Source organism: Methylococcus sp. EFPC2 (assembly GCF_016925495.1).
Classification (GTDB): Bacteria; Pseudomonadota; Gammaproteobacteria; order Methylococcales; family Methylococcaceae; genus EFPC2.
This window is the reverse complement of the sequence record NZ_CP070491.1, coordinates 1146265-1162816: the sequence shown is the minus strand read 5'-3', so window position 1 is coordinate 1162816 and position 16552 is coordinate 1146265. Positions and strand designations below refer to the sequence as shown.

Annotated in this window: 11 protein-coding genes; all 11 read right to left on the bottom strand. The window is 61.9% G+C overall.

What is annotated here, in order from left to right; genetic code table 11:
- Positions 1-22 precede the first annotated feature (22 nt).
- A complete protein-coding gene (locus JWZ97_RS05025; RefSeq protein ID WP_205433716.1) occupies positions 23-283 on the bottom strand; it encodes a YtcA family lipoprotein in 261 nt (86 codons plus the stop codon).
- Between the two features lie 105 nt (positions 284-388).
- Positions 389-1930: a TolC family protein gene (locus JWZ97_RS05020; protein WP_205433715.1), complete on the bottom strand. Its 1542-nt coding sequence runs from the start codon at positions 1928-1930 to the stop codon at positions 389-391.
- 1003 nt (positions 1931-2933) lie between these two features.
- Complete coding sequence (locus JWZ97_RS05015) at positions 2934-4280, bottom strand: nicotinate phosphoribosyltransferase (protein ID WP_205433714.1); 1347 nt, start codon at positions 4278-4280, stop codon at positions 2934-2936.
- A gap of 2 nt (positions 4281-4282) precedes the next feature.
- Entirely contained in the window at positions 4283-4873 is a 591-nt protein-coding gene (locus JWZ97_RS05010) for an isochorismatase family protein (RefSeq protein ID WP_205433713.1), read from the bottom strand.
- 217 nt (positions 4874-5090) lie between these two features.
- The gene (gene treY, locus JWZ97_RS05005) at positions 5091-7985 is read right to left on the bottom strand and encodes a malto-oligosyltrehalose synthase (RefSeq protein ID WP_205433712.1); all 2895 of its coding nucleotides are present in this window, start codon (positions 7983-7985) and stop codon (positions 5091-5093) included.
- Positions 7982-9832 (bottom strand): malto-oligosyltrehalose trehalohydrolase, encoded by a 1851-nt coding sequence (treZ, locus tag JWZ97_RS05000; protein WP_240342490.1) that lies wholly within the window; start codon positions 9830-9832, stop codon positions 7982-7984. Before treZ ends, treY begins: the two co-directional genes overlap by 4 nt.
- A 28-nt stretch (positions 9833-9860) precedes the next feature.
- Complete coding sequence (locus JWZ97_RS04995; RefSeq protein WP_205433711.1) at positions 9861-11099, bottom strand: glycosyltransferase; 1239 nt, start codon at positions 11097-11099, stop codon at positions 9861-9863.
- Positions 11099-11794 carry a DUF5752 family protein gene (locus JWZ97_RS04990; RefSeq protein WP_205433710.1) on the bottom strand — a complete coding sequence of 232 codons (696 nt, stop codon included), beginning with the start codon at positions 11792-11794 and terminating at the stop codon, positions 11099-11101. The genes JWZ97_RS04995 and JWZ97_RS04990 overlap by 1 nt, the downstream gene beginning before the upstream one ends.
- Before the next feature lie 129 nt (positions 11795-11923).
- Positions 11924-14056 (bottom strand): glycogen debranching protein GlgX, encoded by a 2133-nt coding sequence (gene glgX, locus JWZ97_RS04985; RefSeq protein WP_205433709.1) that lies wholly within the window; start codon positions 14054-14056, stop codon positions 11924-11926.
- A gap of 29 nt (positions 14057-14085) precedes the next feature.
- Positions 14086-14130, bottom strand: a complete 45-nt coding sequence (locus JWZ97_RS20315) for a hypothetical protein (protein ID WP_371822611.1) — start codon at positions 14128-14130, stop codon at positions 14086-14088.
- A gap of 408 nt (positions 14131-14538) precedes the next feature.
- Complete coding sequence (locus JWZ97_RS04975; protein ID WP_205433707.1) at positions 14539-16515, bottom strand: aconitate hydratase; 1977 nt, start codon at positions 16513-16515, stop codon at positions 14539-14541.
- Positions 16516-16552 lie beyond the last annotated feature (37 nt).

The following is a 16552-nucleotide window of genomic DNA, read 5'->3' as shown; positions in this document are numbered from 1 at the left end:
TTGCCAAGGTCGTTCGGAGGGGCTATTGGGCATAACCGATCAGCCAGGTGCTGAACGTCAGCAAGGCCCACAGGCAGGTATAAACGATCACGGGGTGGCCCAGATACGGGTCTATCCGGATTGTCGTGAAAACCAGGGACATCGCGGTCGTCAGCACCATGCCGGATACGATGCAAACGATCCAGGGCGGCCAGAACGAACCCTGTATGGTCAACAGGGGGTCGCAGGCACTGAGCAGGAAAGTCTGCAGGGCCAGGAGGCCGAAAAGGGCGAGCCGTTTCATGATCATGGGTATCCGAAGGGCTGAAAACGTCGCTGAAATGATGGCAGGTCTCGGCGCGAGGCCCGCAAGGCCGGAATCCGCGCGGCGCAGCCTGTCGCTCCGCGCCTATTGCCTGTCGTTTGAGTCGCCGGATGCATAAACCAGCGCCGCCGCGGCCTGCAGCAAGGCCGTGCGGCTTTCGATTTCGGTGTCGCGAGCACTGCTCAGGTTACGCTCCGCGGTCAGCAGTTCGATGACGGTGGAAAGCCCGTTCGCATAGCTTGCCTTGAGGGCATAGTAGGACTGCTCCGCGGCCTGCAACAGGGCGATGGCGAATTCGCGCTTGCGCAAGGCGGTTTTGACATCGGCATAGCTTTTCCACACGTCCTTGATGATCTGCAATTGCAGCGCGTCGAACTCCGCCTGAGCCTCCCCGCGTTTGGCCGTGGCTTGGCGGACGGCGTTGGTGCTGGCCCAGCCCTCGAACAGATTCCACTCGAAGCTGATGCCGGCCCCATAGTCCAGATAGCCCGCCCGAATGTTATTGGGCAAAGGCGCCGGGCCGGAGAGGTATTGGTAGTCGAAAATGGTCGAACCGGCCTTGGCATTCAGCGACACGGTGGGCCAGAACGCCGCCTCCGCTTTCCTGATTTCCGCTTCCCTGGCCCTAAGTTCCGCCAGGCGGGCGGACAGGTCGGGGCGCTGGCTCAGGGCCTGGTCGATCAGGCCGTCGGCGGTGGGCTCTATGGTTTCCGGCAGGGGTAGCGCTTCTATCCTTGCCACTTTCAGCTCGATGTCGGGCGTGATGCCCAAGCTCTCCGCCAATTCCGCACGACTATGCGACAGTTTACCCCGCGCCGCCTGCAGTTCGTAGTCGGCCTTGGCCTTGTCCTGCACGGCAAGCAGCCATTCCGGCCGGGTCGCCAGGCCGTTCGCCAACTGGGCCCGCACGGATACGGCGTTTTTCTCCGTCTGCCGCACCGTGGCCTCGGCGGCATCGATCTCGGCCTGGGTGGCGACATAGGCAAAATAGGCGCGCTGCACCTCGTAGGCGACCTTCTGGTGGGTGCGGTTGAAGTTGAAATCGGCGGCCACGAGCCGCTGCGCGGCCTGATCGATCTTGGCCGGGCGCCCGAAGTCGAATAGCGTCCAGGAAAGTCCCAGGCTGGGGGTGGTGGTAAAGCCGCGAAACAGGAACACCGCCTCGGTCTGCTGACCGTAGCCGGCATTGGCTTTAGCCGTCAAGACGGGAAGCCAGGCCGCCTCGGCCATGCCCAAACCGGCCGCCGCCGCCCTGGCCTGCTCCCATGCCGAGCGGGTAGCAGGATTGGCGCGCAGCCCGAGATCGACCAGATCGGCCAAGCCGTATTCTTTCTTCGGATCGACCAGGGCCCGCCCCACCGCTGCCGCATCGGTCTTGTCCACCGGTGAGTCATCCGGTTCGATCGTCCTGGGGCGCCATCTGCTGTGGCGCGTGGCCGGAGCGGCCTGTTGCGGGGCCAGGACGTCCCCGACTTCCGGTTTATAAGGCGGCAGCGCGCAAGCGGCCATGGACAGAACGACGGTGAACAGGCTGGCCCATACCGCCAACCGTGTGGACCAGAGCATGGGATCAGCGACTATTTCCGGAAAACGGTTCAGCGGTCGGTGCGGTTCGGTTTTAGGCATGGGGAAACGGTGCCTGAGCTCGGCTAGGGACGAACGGCACTTCCCCTGTAGTGTCTCGCAACGAACGGATATCGGCCGCCGCGCCTGATAACCCAGTCATCAAAAGCACGGGGACTTATCCGCGGGCTTGCCGAGTGAGCCTCTGTAGGAAAGCATGAATGTTCAGTATCGGCACGGGCTAGCCTCTCCGCACATGAAGTCATCGCCCGCCGCACACGTCGAGCGTGGCATCCTAAGTTAAGACATAGGGCACCCCGGCCGCAAGGTCCAAGACGGCAGCCCGCATTCTATATGAAGACTCTGATTAACGGTCGTGTCTGCGATGCCGGCAGTTTCTGGAGTCCTATCAATCAAAAAGAGAACCTTCCGATCGACGGTAGGGGAGGTCTACGGCCATACTTGCGCCAGTTTACGGGGGATCGAGCTGCTGACAGGCTCCGTTGGTCGAAGGGGCGCAGCCGCTTTGGTATTGCGTGAGATATCAGCGGTTGGCAGCTCTCCATTGGCAGGAATGAGCGCACGCCGGGATATCGGACCCGGAGTTAGTAGATCCCGGATCGATCCGGCCTTCCGCGCCGATTTTTCGCCGGGAATCCCCGCGATTTTTGCGTCTGGAATAAAAGAATTAAGCCGGTGGTCAACTGCCGGATTGGGGCTGACCGAACTCCTGTCCGCAGGCTTTGCAGCGAAGCCGGGCAAACCTTATCCCATCGGCCGATGCTTGGGTTTCGGTGGGCTCCCACTCTGTGGAACCGCAGGCGGGACAGGGCCGTGTCAGGGAAGCGCCCGACAGTTCCTCATCCAGCGCCGACAATCTGGTCATCAAGACATCGACCCCGCCCCGCTGCCGGGCGATTTTGTTAGCCAGCCTGATGCAAGCCAGGACCGTTTTGAATCTGCGGTAACTGTCCATCAGCGTCCACTCCGAGAAAATAACCGGATCGATATAGGTACCCTAGACTTCGCCGATCGCCGTTTCCATGACGGCCGGGCGGCAGCCGTTTTAACGGTTTCGCGCGAACGTATAGACATCCACCTCGTTCGCGAGCGCCTGCAGCAGTGCGGCGACGTGAAGCGGGTAAGGGGGCGCGGCTTCCAATGTCCTCAGAGGCTCGGGCAGCGCCGCGATCTGCGCCGCGGCGGACTCGCGTATCTCGCTCAGTGCAAGCGCCGGCGACAGGCGTCGACCGCTTTTCATCATCGGCTGCAACAAGGGCGCGCCTGGCTGAACATCGCCGGCGGTGGTCAGCACGTCGCCGAGCATCGTCCCGTCATCGTCCCATTGCCGGTACACCTGCTTGCGGCCCGGCCAGTTGATCTTCCCCTCCGAGCGCTTGCGCTTGGGTTTGCCGGCATAGTCCTGCAGTTTGTAGGCGCAGTCCAGATAGGGCGCGTCCGCGGAGGTATTCATCCGCGTGCCTATGCCGTATCCATCGATTGGAGCCCGAGCCACCAGATCGGCGAGTCTGAATTCGTCCAGATCGCCGCTGGCGAATATCTGCATATCCCCCAATCCTCCGGCGTCCAGGATGTGGCGCACCTGCCTAGCGTGCTGTCCCAGATCACCACTGTCGATGCGTACGCCGCTGACCCGGATCCCGCGTTCGCGCAAGGCCTGCGCCAGCGGTACCAGCTTGGCCGCTGCATGCTCCGTGTCGTAGGTGTCGATCAGCCAGGTGCAGGCGTCGGGGAAGGACAGGGCAAAATGTTCGAACGCCTCCAGTTCCGTGTCGTGCGCCTGTACATAGGAATGGGCCATGGTGCCGTAGAGCGGAATGCCCCACAGCTTGCCCGCCAGCACCGTAGCAGTCCCCGATAGGCCCGTGAGGAAACCCGCGCGCGCCGCCAGCAGTCCCGCCTCGGCGCCATGCGAACGGCGCAGGCCGAAGTCGACCAGCAGTTTGCCCGGCGCGGCCAGGGCCATGCGCGCCGCCTTGGACGCGACCATGGTTTGATACTGCAATAAGTTGATCAGCCGGGTTTCGACCAATTGCGCCTCGCGGATCGGCGCCTCCACGCGCAGCAGGGGTTCGTCCGGAAAACAAACCGTTCCCTCCGGCATGGCATAGACGTCGCCGGTAAATGCGAAGTTCGCCAGCGTTTCCACGAAATCCCCGCGGAACAAGCCGCAGCCGGCCAGCCAATCCAGTTCTTCCGCGGTGAAACGCAAGGTTTCCAGGTATTCGAGTACTTGTTCCAGCCCCGCCGCGACCAGAAAGTTGCGCTTGATCGGAAGTTTCCGCACGAAAAACTCGAAAGCGGCCCGTTCGTTCTGGCCGTGGTCGTAGTAAGCCTGCAGCATGGTGAGCTGGTAAACGTCGGTGAGGAGCGCGCTGGCGGCCGGCAGCATGCTCAAGCTCCCACGTCGGCGATGGCGATAGGGAGCGCACCCGCCTCACACATCCGTTCCAGCGCCGCGGCACCGTCGCCGGGATGTACATTCAGCGCGGCGATGGCATCGGTGAGCACAAAAACGCCATAGCCCAAGGCGAGGGCCTGGATGACCGTGTGCAACACACAGTAATCCGTGGCGATGCCTCCTATGAACAGCCGGTCGACGCCGGCATTTTTGAGACGGCAATCCAGGTCGGTGCCGTCGAAAACCGAATACGCCTCCCTGTCCCGCGCATACGCCTTGTCGAGAAAGATCGCACCATCCGGCCAGCGCAGGCCGGGCGGGAACCTAGCGCCCGGTGTACCCGCCACGCAATGAACAGGCCAGGGGCCACCGTGGGAGCGGAACGAACAGTGATCGGACGGATGCCAGTCGCGGCTCGCGAAGACCGGGAGCCGATGGGAACGGAAGCGGTCGAGCCAAGCGTTCGCCGCTTCCACGACCGGCACCGACTCGGATACCGGCAAGGCGCCGCCCGGAAGAAAGTCGTTCTGCAAGTCGATCAGCAACAATGCGTCGCGGCGACCTAGCTCGAGCGGAAAACTCATCACACAGCCTCCTCGGTTCTGGTTGAACTCGACGACGCGTTCCGCGCTGATAAGCAGCTGCGGAACAAGATTCGCCACGATCGCACGGCTGTCCTTACTCTGTGGTTTTAGACATGAATATCGGGCATATATCCCTGGCGCTTGCCATATGCGAATCAAGCTCGAGTCCGATGAACAGGCCGCGGGTGAGTCTGATCGGTCTGATGGGAGGCAATCGCTAGCGATCAGCCGAAATGAGGAGCGCAACCGGAAAATGGCTCAATACCTCGCCGATGCGTAACAGACGCCTGCCATCCTGCGCCATCGTCGTCACATGCCGGTCACTTAGCACCTCTTTGAAGACCGTGCCCCCGGCGCCATCGGGCAGGGGGATAAAAGTGTCGCCCCACACCGCCGTTCCGAGGGGAAGACCATCCCGCCCAAGCAACAGGCGGGCGAACCAGCGGGCGGCGATGACCAGGATCGTGATTTGCTCCCGGCGGCGCGCGAAAGAGCACAAATGCTCGGCCTTTTCGCCAACGGACTCTAGGGGCAGGTAATCGCCCCAGGCGAAGACATCCGGGTAATCCCGCCTCAGCGCGAGCGTTTTGCGGATCAGATGGAGCTTTGCTCGACCCTCTTCGAGACGCTCGATCAGGCTGCGCAAGTGATCGGGCGCGACGTCCGTATCCCTCAGGCTGCGCAAGGTCCGCTCACGCAGATTGAAATCCACCGGGCCCCGGTTGTCGGGATCGACCAAAGTAAAACTCCACAATTCCGTCCCTTGATAGATATCCGGCACGCCGGGCGACGTCAGTTTCAGGAGCGTCGCGGAGAGACTGTTGTACAAACCGAAGCGCGCCACGCGCTGCTGGAAGGGCAGAAAATCCGCCAGGAATGCCTTACCCGCGGAGGCATCCAGCAGTCCACGCACGAATGCCGTGACGGCCGCTTCGTAAGCCTCGTTCGGGTTGATCCAGGAGGTATGGATCTTCGCCTCCCTGAGCGCCTTCAGCATGTAAGCCTCGATCCGCGCGCGGAATTGCTCCAGCCCCGATGCGTCCAGGGGTTCGACGGGCCAGGTGCCGAGTAGGGTTTGGTAGAGCAGGTATTCGTCGTTGCGGGACGGCGCCGGCGCATCGTCCACCGGCCGTTTCTTGCGCCGGTTCAACCGGCTCCAACGGGTGAGCATCTGAGGCCACTCGTCGACGAGTTCGCTGATCACGTCGAGGCGGGCGCGCACGTCCTCACCGCGCTTGCTGTCGTGCGTGGAGGTGTTGAGCATCGCCCGCGGCCAGTGCCGCAAGCGCTGCTGATTGGTCGTGTGGAACGCGGCGGGACTCACCCCGAAACGGCGCGGGTCGCCGCCCACCTCGTTCAGCGCAACCAGGCGGTTGTACACATAAAAAGCGGTGTCCTCCATGCCCTTGGCATTCACCGGCGCCGTGTATTGCTGAAAGCGCATGGCGAAGCGCAGCACCCGGCCTCGATAGTCGGCCTCCCGGTTTTCGAGCTTGCTCAGCAGCAGAATGTCGCGGATGAAATCGAAGACCGAAGTGTCCGCCGCGGGGCTGCGCCGCTTCGCCTGCGCCACCGCCCAGTCGACGAAGCGGCGATCGTCCTCGCTGACGGATTCGGGCGTGACATAGGTGCGATAGACCGGAAAGCAGGCCACCACCTCGGTGAGCGCCTCGCGCAGGCCGTTCAGCGTGTAGTCGCGCGTATCCCGACCGGCCTGGGCGATGCCGTCGAGCAGGTTGGCCAGCACGGTCAGTTCGCTGGAAAGCTGGGAGCGGATGATCTCCCGTTTGCGGTCGTACCACACCTCGTCGAACGTGCTGCGGATGCCGGTGAAGCGCGCGTACAGCCGGGTCAACTCGCGTTCGGACCCCGGGTAGATGAACAATCCGTTGACGAGGTTGGCGTACGCATAACCCGTGTCGCCGTCGATGGCCCAGTCCTCCGGCAGATGCTCGTAGCCGGCGAGGATCTTCTCCGCCACCAGATAGAGCGGCTTGTCTTCCCGGGGCGTCGCCGTACCGGGAAGACAGTCCCTGCCCCGGCAGGCCTCGTCCTGCAGCCGCCGGAAGTAGGCCCGGGGATCGTGCAATCCGTCCGGGTGGTCGACGCGCAAGCCATCCACGCTGCCGTCGGCGATCAGCGCGAATAACAGTCTGTGGGTGGCATCGAAGACCTCGGAATTTTCCTGGCGCAGGCAGACCAGTTCGTTGACGTCGAAAAACCGCCGGTAGTTGATCTCGTCGGCCGCCACGCGCCAGTAGGCCAGCCGGAACGACTGCTGCTCGAGCAGGCCGTGCAGCAGGTCGAAGGATCCCTGATGCCCCGCAGCACCGTTGTAGACGGCAATTTTTTCCTCGATGAACGCGCGCACCGACGGCGACCGCTCGAACAGCGCGGCCAGGCACTGCTTGCAGGCGGCGCTGGCGCGCAACCGTTCGGTCGGTACGCCGCGGGCGGCGCGGAGCCGCTCGAAATCCGCGACCAGGCCGTGCCATTCCGTCATCGCGTGGCTTTCTTCCGCGGCGCGCGCGGCGAGACTGTCCATTTCGTGGGCAAGAATGACCGGGTAGGTTTCCGGATCGAGCGGAAAACGGTGGTCGTAATAACGTATGGCGAATTCGCCGCGCCGGCTGTCGAAGGCGAGCGTGAGCTCGCCCCTTTCCAGAACCTCACCGTATTGAGCGCCCAGCACGGGCAGCAGCACCTTGCTACGCAAGGCCTCCTTCACCGGATGCCAGTCGATGTCGAAATAGGCGGCGTAGGCCGAGGACTGGCCATGCTCCAGGACGTCCAGCCACCAGGTATTTTCCCCGCCGGCGATGCCCAAATGATTCGGCACGATATCCAGGATCAAGCCCATGCCGTGGTCGTGTAGCGTATCGACGAAATGCTCGAATTCCTCGCGACTGCCGATTTCCGGGTTGAAGGCATTATGGTCGACGATGTCATAACCGTGCAGGCTGCCGGCACGTGCCTTGAGGCATGGCGACGCATAGACATGACTGATGCCCAGCGCGGCGAGGTAAGGCACCCGGCGTGTCGCCTCCACGAAGGTGAAGTTCCGGTTGAATTGCAGCCGGTAGGTCGCGCGCGGCGTGACTTTTTCGTTCATGTATCCGGCACTTCCCGTATGAACCAGGCCACCGACCAGCCCGGTAGGCCAAGAAGGGGCGATGGGGTGGCCAGCGCTTCCGGCAGAGCGAACAAAAGCCGCCCCTCGGGCCATTCGATGGCGGGCGTCGCATCGGGCCCCAGATTGGCGAGCAGCACCAGTTGCGAGTCGTCGCCGAGCAGCCATCGTACGAGCAAGCTCCGCTCGCCGAACGCGCGAAAGTCCGCCGCATTCCCCCGGATGCCGGCGAGACGGGGGACGATTTCCAGGCGGCGCAGGCTCAGTAGCTCACGGTGCCAAGCCAACCATTGCCGGCCTTCGGTGGTTTCCGCCGTTTGCCAATCGAGCGTGGAGTCCCGGAAGGTTTCCTCGGCGGAAGGGTCGGGGATCGAATCCAGCGAGACCGGGTCGCGGAATTGAGGAAGCCCGGCGAATTCCCGCCGGCGTCCTTCGGTCACCTGTTCCGCCAATGCCGGCTCGAAGTGGCAAAAAAAGGCGAACGGTTGGCGGCTGCCCCATTCCTGTCCCATGAACAGGAGCGGCGGCGAGGGCGCCAGGAGCAGTATGGCCATCGCGGCCCGCACCGATTCGGCGGATGCAAGCTGGGTGATGCGCTCGCCGAATGCGCGATTGCCGATCTGGTCATGGTTCTGCAGGAAGCTCACGAAAGCCGTCGGCGGGAGATGCCGGCTCGGCTCGCCGCGCCGGTTGCCATTTCTGTGAGGCGAGGGCTCGCCCTGATACGCGAATCCCTCGCTGAGACAGCGCCCCAATTGATCCATGGGACGATCCGAATAATCCCGGTAGTAGCCGCCCGCTTCGCCCGTCAGGAGCACATGCAGGGCATGGTGGATGTCGTCGTTCCATTGCGCCTGGTAGCGGCGCGCACATCCGCTTTCATCGCGTTCGAGATAAGCGGCGATGTTATCGTCGTTCTCCAGCACCAGATGGACGGTTCGATTGCCGCCGATGCGCTGCCGCACCGCATCGGCGATTTCCTCCACGATGCCCGGCTGCGAATCGTCGTGGATCGCGTGTACGGCATCCAGACGGAGTCCGTCCAGATGGTATTCCTCGAGCCAGTAGAGGGCGTTGTGGACGAAGAAGCTTCTGACCCAATGGCTGCCCTCGCCGTCGAAATTGATGGCATCGCCCCAAGGCGTCCTAGGCTCCCGGCTAAAGAACGCCGGCACATAGAGATGGAGGTAATTGCCTTCCGGTCCGAAGTGGTTGTACACGGCATCCAGGAAGACCATCAGGCCCAGCTCATGGGCCGTTTGCACCAGCTCTTTCAGATCATCCGGGCCGCCGTAGGCGCTTTCCACCGCGAACTTGAGGGCGCCGTCGTAGCCCCAGTTACGCCGGCCCGGAAATTCGGCGACCGGCATCAGCTGGATCGCCGTTACGCCCAACTGGTGCAGACGATCAAGCCGCCGACTGGTAGCCTGAAACGTCCCCTCCGAGGTGAAGGTCCCCACGTGCAGCTCGTAAAATACGGTCTCCTCCCATGGCCGTCCTCGCCAGCCGTCGTCGGACCATGCAAACGCGGCCGGATCGACGACCCGGCTGGAACCGTGCACGTCCTCCAGCTGAAAGCGCGAGGCCGGGTCGGGCACCCGGTGCCCGCCGTCGATGCGGAACAGGTAAGCTGTGTCGCGGGTCGCCTGGTCGGTGGTCACCTGGCGCCAGCCTTCCGCTTCCGACGCCATGGATATGATCGCTTCGGGATTTCGGTCCACCAGGCACAGATCCACCCGTTGCGCTTCGGGCGCCCAGAGCCGGAAGCGCACGCGCCCGTCGGGAAGCACTTCGGCCCCGAAGGGCATGGGGTGATATCGACGCACCATCTTCCTTCTCCTGGCGCAAAGACGCTGCTCAAAATAGTTCGATCCTATCCCGCCCCCCGTTGAGGAGTATCAGCATCATCGTCAGGTGCTCGCGCAGTTGTCGCGTGATGAGAAAGTTTTCGCGCACGAACTCCCTGGCCTTCTCCCCCATTTTCGCCAGCTTTTCCGGCTGGGCCAGGAGATAGCGGATGCGCAGGGCCGCGCCTTCCGGCGTGTTGACCAGGAAGCCGGTGTGATAATTGACGACCTGCAGACGTATGCCCCCCACGTTCCCGCCGATAACCGGCTTGCCTTTCCATAAGGCTTCCGTCACCGTGAGGCCGAAGCCTTCCTTGACGGATTTTTGTATGACGAGGCTCGCGGCCCGCTGCAATGCGTTGATGGTCCGATGGGCGTCGGGCGCCAATAACAGCACATGGATGTCGGAGTCTTCCGCCGCGGCGGCACGAACCTCCTGCAAAACCGCTTCCCCTTCCGGATCGTCGGTCGCACTACCGCCCGCCAGTACCAGCTGGATTCCGGGCAGGAATCGCTTGGTCAACTCGTAGGCGCGGATTACCCCGACCGGATCCTTGAACCGGTCAAACCGCGACACCTGCACCAGCAGCGGCCGCTCGGGGTCCAGCCCAAAGTCCTGAAAGACCGGCTCGATCTCCGACCGAGACAGCTCAACGTTCTTTTCCGCCAGTGGATCGATGCTCGGAGGAATGATGTACTGGGGGTGCGGCAGGGTCTGGGCAAAGGCCGCGAGGGAAAAGATACTGGCGTCGTACTGCGCGACGTGATCGCGCAAATACTTCCATACCGGACGGTAGGGATGGCTGGCATCGATGTGGCAGCGCCAGATCCATTTCCCCTTGCGATCGGGGCAATGCCCGATCAGCGCCGCCGGTTGAGGGTCGTGCACGATCACGAAGTCTGCATCCTGCAAAACCGGGCGCAGGCGATCGGCATTGGCGGCGTTCGTTTCTTCGTAAACCTTGAGCAGGCCTTCGCCTATTCTTGCGCGATTCCCTTGCAATGCGTTGTGCATGCCCTTGGTGCATTCGAAGAATTCGCTTTCGCCGGTAATGACTTCCCAACTGGCGTCGATGTCCAACGCCTGGGTTAGTGGCACCAGCTTGGTCAGTATCTCTGCGACCCCGCCGCCCACTCGCGTCGAATTCACATGTGCGATCCGCTTGCCGCGCAGCGGCCTCGCCAACTGGTACAAGTGGTCGACCACGTCTTCGCCGGCCGTCTGTGCATAATCGTCGAGCAGACCCATTACCCTCCCTCCCCGAAGTAAGCGCTCAGCATGTTTGCGAGCCGCTGCCGCAATTCGCCCAGACTGCCGAAGTAGGGATCGACACCGGCAAGCTGCCGGGCCAGATCGTCAAACCGACCGCCGAACGCGGCCAGCCAGGCGCTGAAATCGTCGACCCTGATCGGAGATCGACGGCGGGCATCGATGAAGTGGTAAAACACGGTGCCGATGGAAAGATGAAGCATCAGCTGGGCCAATGCCTTCGGCTCGGCCACCCGCGTGCGGGTATCAAATACGATGATTTGGGACTGGAGGAACTCGAAGGGACGGTTCGCCACCAGCCACGTCAAGCGCTCGCTCTCGTCGAGACGTTCCTCGATGATCTCGATGAGTTCCCTTCTCAAGTCTTCCAGGGGTTCGAAATCGGTGGGATCAACGGCGGCCAGGCGTTCTCCCAGCACCGCATCGTGCAACCCGTGTTGGGCCCAGGCGGCAAAATCGTTGTTGTATTCCCGTTCTTCGAACCGCGATTGCAGGAGTCCGCCCCAGAAGTGGTAATAGATGCTGCCGGGGTGGATTACCTGGAGTCCGTCCCGAAATTCCTTTAACGTCGCCGCCTTCGTACCCGTCGCGATGGCGATGAGCGTGCAGTCCCGGACTTGAAAGACATTTTCATCCGTCGAAACGTCCACGGTCGATACGCTTTCGGCAGGCATGATAGAACCCTCCCAACGATTACGGTGACCCCGCTTACCATCCTGTTTCAGACTGGGCTCCTGCCAAACCTCGCCGCCTTGGTTCAGGGCTTTCAGCCGTCCGGATGCAGGCTAGCCTGCCAAGCTCCCTTACCTCTCCTCGATCTGTATGAGCAAGGCCAAGGAACGGCCCTTGAGCGGATAACTCCCCCCGCTCGGGTAATTCGCGGCAATTTTCTTCCCGACCGGATAACCGGTATCCAGCACTACTTCCCAGCGGCTATCCGACCGATAGCCCGGAAGTACGAAGACAATTTCGCCGTCATGCGCGTTCATCAGGAGCAGGAAATCGTCATCCAGGATCGGCTCGTTATGCTCATCGCGATCCTCCAGCGCCTCGCCGGCGAGATACATTCCCAAGCAACGGGCGAAAGACTGTTGCCATTCCTCGTCGTTCATCTCGCCGCCATCCGGGTTGAGCCAAACGATGTCCTTGACACCTACCCCCTTGATCGAGCGCCCCTGGAAGAAATGACGCCGGCGAAAGACGGGATGCTGTTTGCGGCACTGGATCATCCGCCGCACGAAGGCGAGCAGCGCCTGATCTTCCGCCTGTAAATCCCAGCTCACCCAGCTGATCGCGCTGTCCTGGCAATAGGCGTTGTTATTGCCCTGTTGGCTGCGGCCCATCTCGTCGCCCGCCAGCAGCATCGGGACTCCTTGGGAAAGCAGCAGCGTGGCCAGGACATTGCGCTTTTGCCGGGCGCGTAGGGCATTGATTTCCGGTTCGTCAGTGGGGCCTTCCACGCCACAATTCCAGCTGCGACTATCCTGGGCCCCGTCCCGGCCGTTTTCCCCATTGGTTTCGTTGTGTTTTTCGTTGTAGCTCACCAGGTCGTGCAGGGTGAAGCCGTCGTGCGCGGTGACGAAGTTGACGCTGGAATAAGGTCTACGGCCGCTGCGCTCGTAGAGGTCGCTCGAACCGGTCAGACGGTAGGCCAAGTCGTCGATCAATCCGCCCTCGCCTTTCCAGTAGGCGCGGACGACATCGCGGTATTTATCGTTCCATTCGACCCAGCCGATCGGAAAATTGCCCACCTGATATCCCCCCTCTCCCAGGTCCCAGGGCTCGGCGATGAGCTTGACCTGGGACAGCACGGGATCCTGGTGGATGATGTCGAAGAAGGCGCCGAGTCGATCGACCTCATGCAGTTCGCGCGCGAGCGCCGAGGCGAGATCGAAGCGGAAGCCGTCCACGTGCATCTCCAGCACCCAGTAGCGCAGACTGTCCATGATCAACTGCAAAACGCGCGGATGAGTCATGTTGAGGGTATTTCCGCAACCCGTGTAATCCATGTAAAAGCGCGGATTGTCCGGCGTCAGTCGATAGTAGGCCGCGTTGTCGATACCCCGGAACGACAGGGTGGGGCCCAGATGGCTGCCCTCGGCGGTATGGTTGTAGACCACATCCAGGATCACCTCGATGCCGCTGGCGTGCAGGGTCTTCACCAGCGTCTTGAACTCGCTCACCGGGTCACCGGACGCATAACGCCCTTCCGGGGCCAGGAAGCCGATGGAGTTGTATCCCCAGTAATTGCGGAGGCCCTTCTCCACCAAATGGCGGTCGTCGACGAAGGCGTGCACCGGCATCAACTCCACCGTCGTCGCGCCCAGCTTCCTCAGGTGCGCGACCACGGGAACCGTCGCCAGGCCGGCGTAGGTACCGCGCAAGGCAGGCGGGACCTTGGGATGCTGCATGGTATAACCTCGCACATGCAGCTCGTAGATGATCGTGTCATGCCAGGGAATGGCGGGCGGGCGGTCATCGCCCCAGGCAAAAGCCGGATTGATGACCTGGCATTTCGGCATCCCGGCGGCGCTATCGCGGCGGTCAAAGGACAGATCTTCCCGCTTGTGCCCGATTTTGTAGCCGAACGGGGCGTCGCTCCAGCGCAGGGTTCCAAAGATCGCCTTGGCGTAGGGATCGAGCAGCAATTTGTGGGGATTGAAACGAAGTCCCCGTTCGGGATCATAGGCGCCGTAAACACGGTAACCGTAAAGTAAACCGGGACGCACCTCGGGCAGATAGCAATGCCAGACCTGGTCGGTCTGCTCTTGCAGCGTGACGCGCTGCATCTCGCGCCGGCCTTTGGCGTCGAACAGGCAGAGTTCCACCTTCTCGGCACGCTCCGAAAACAGGGCGAAGTTCACGCCCTCGCCATCCCAAACCGCTCCCAGGGGGTAGGGTTTGCCCGGCCAGACGGTCGTCATCGACTCGGCCATGGGATGTTGTTCCTGGCTGAGTGATGGGCCTAGCGTAACCCCAGGATGCCCGTGACGATCAAATAGATCGCCACGATGTATTCAGCCAGACGGGACGCACGAGGATGAGGACGCCCGCGGTGATGGATAGGATGGCATGCAGACTCACGTACATGGCCGATCTCCCAAGGCGATGGTGGCAACGGACGGTAAGCCGTTGACACTTGGGCAAAGTGAGCGGTCGCTCACTGGTTCTTGCGGTCTATGACAGGCAGACGATGGACCTGTGGCGGTGCGCTGTCAAGGAATCGCCCCTCGAGCCAACCGATTCCGCTGCACCACGAATCCCGCTCCTTCATGACCGTATGACTTGCATCAGACGGCGCGCGGCTTCGGGATGCACCTAATGGGGGAATTACCCCCGGACGCACCGAGGAGCCTACCCGACAAAGCCGAAGCGAGCCGTGCCCGACGCGGGCAGCACAAATGCGATACCTCCTGATTTATGGACTCCAGCCGGTCTGCGGGGAAAGGCTTGAAGTGTGCCTTTGGCTTGCTCGCACCCAATTAATCAGGCCGCCCGCCAAGACCGTTTCGACCTGGCGCTTGGTCATCCTATGCTCCGCTTCATAGGTCTCGTTTTTCGTTCGATTGATCACCTTTACCCTGTTTCCCTGACGGATGGAATCGCGAAGCTCGGGAATAGAAAGCACGTCGCCTTGCGCGATTCGCTCCCAATCATCCGGACTGGAAAAAAGCAGCGGAAGGATGCCGAAGTTGCTGAGATTCTGCAGGTGTATCCTGGCAAAGCTTTTCGCGATGACCGCCTTAAGGCCCAGATAACGCGGGGCCAAAGCCGCATGTTCCCGGCTCGAGCCCTGGCCGTAATTGGCCCCGGCCACGACGAACGAACCCTGGCTGCGGCAGGCCATGGCCCTGTCGTAATAAGTCTCGTCAATCGGGCTGAAAACAAACTTGCTGATGGCCGGTATATTGCTGCGGAAAGGTAATACCTTAGCCCCGGCCGGCATGATTTCGTCGGTTGAAATAGCATCCCCCACCTTCAATAGAACCGGCCCTTCAAGTCGATCGGGCAGGGGTTCCAATGGGGGCAGCGGTTTGATATTGGGGCCCTTCTCCAGTTCATACGATTGATCTTCCGCAGCCGGGGGCACCAGCATCTCGGTATTGAGGCGAAGGGTCTCGGGCTCGTTGTAGCGCGGGTACTTCATGCCCAGCGTGCGCGGGTCGGTTATCACCCCGGTCAGGGCCGAAGCGGCGGCGGTTTCCGGACTGCACAGATAGACCAGATCGTCCTTGACGCCCGAGCGGCCGGGGAAATTCCGTGGAACGGTGCGTAGGCTGATACGTCCGGTGGCCGGAGCCTGTCCCATGCCGATGCAGCCACCGCACCCCGCCTGGTGGAGCCGGGCCCCTGCATGGATGAGTTTGCCGAGCAGGCCCGATTCGACCAGGTTTTCCAGGATTTGCCGGGAAGTGGGGTTGATGTCGAATGACACCCGGTCGTGTACCTGTTTGCCGTCCACGATCAGCGCTGCGATGGCAAAATCCCTCAGCCCCGGGTTGGCGGACGATCCGATATAAGACTGGTAGATTTCCCGGCCGGCGACTTCGCGGACCGGCACCACATTTCCCGGGCTGCTGGGCAGCGCAATCAGCGGTTCGATCTCAGCAAGGTCGATTTCCTCGTATTCGTCGTAGCGCGCATCCTCGTCCGCAACGATTTCCTGCCAAACGTCCTCCCGTCCCTGACTTTTCAGAAATAACCTGACCGCCTCGTCGGAGGGAAAAACGGTCGTGGTGGCGCCGAGTTCGGCCCCCATGTTGGCGATCACATGGCGGTCCATGGCGCTCAGGCCCTTCAATCCGGGTCCGTAATACTCGATGATCTTGCCGAGCCCCCCGTCCACATCGTGGCGACGCAGCATTTCCAGGATCACGTCCTTGGCGCTCACCCACTCGGGCAGTTCTCCAAGCAGTCGTACACCCCAGATTTTCGGCATATCGACGTAAAAGGGCTCGCCCGCCATGGCCATGGTCACTTCCAGTCCGCCCGCCCCGATGGCCAGCATACCCAAGGAACCGGCGGAACAGGTGTGGCTGTCCGAACCGAGCAGGGTTTTTCCCGGCATGCCGAAGCGCTCCATGTGAACGGGATGGCTTACACCGTTGCCGGGGCGGCTGTACCAAAGACCGAATTTCTTGCAGGCGCTACGCAAAAAAAGATGGTCGTCGGGGTTTTTAAAGTCTTCCTGGAGGAGGTTATGGTCCACATACTGGGCGGAAATCTCGGTGCGGACTCGGGGAATGCCGAGCGCTTCGAATTCCAGCATAACCAGAGTGCCCGTCGCGTCCTGAGTCAAGGTTTGATCGATTTTTAAACCGATCTCCTCCCCCGGATTCATACGGCCTTCGACCAGGTGACTTTCGATCAATTTCTGCGTCACGTTTTTGACCATGGCCGTTTCCCCCTGGATAGAATGGGATCAGATAGTC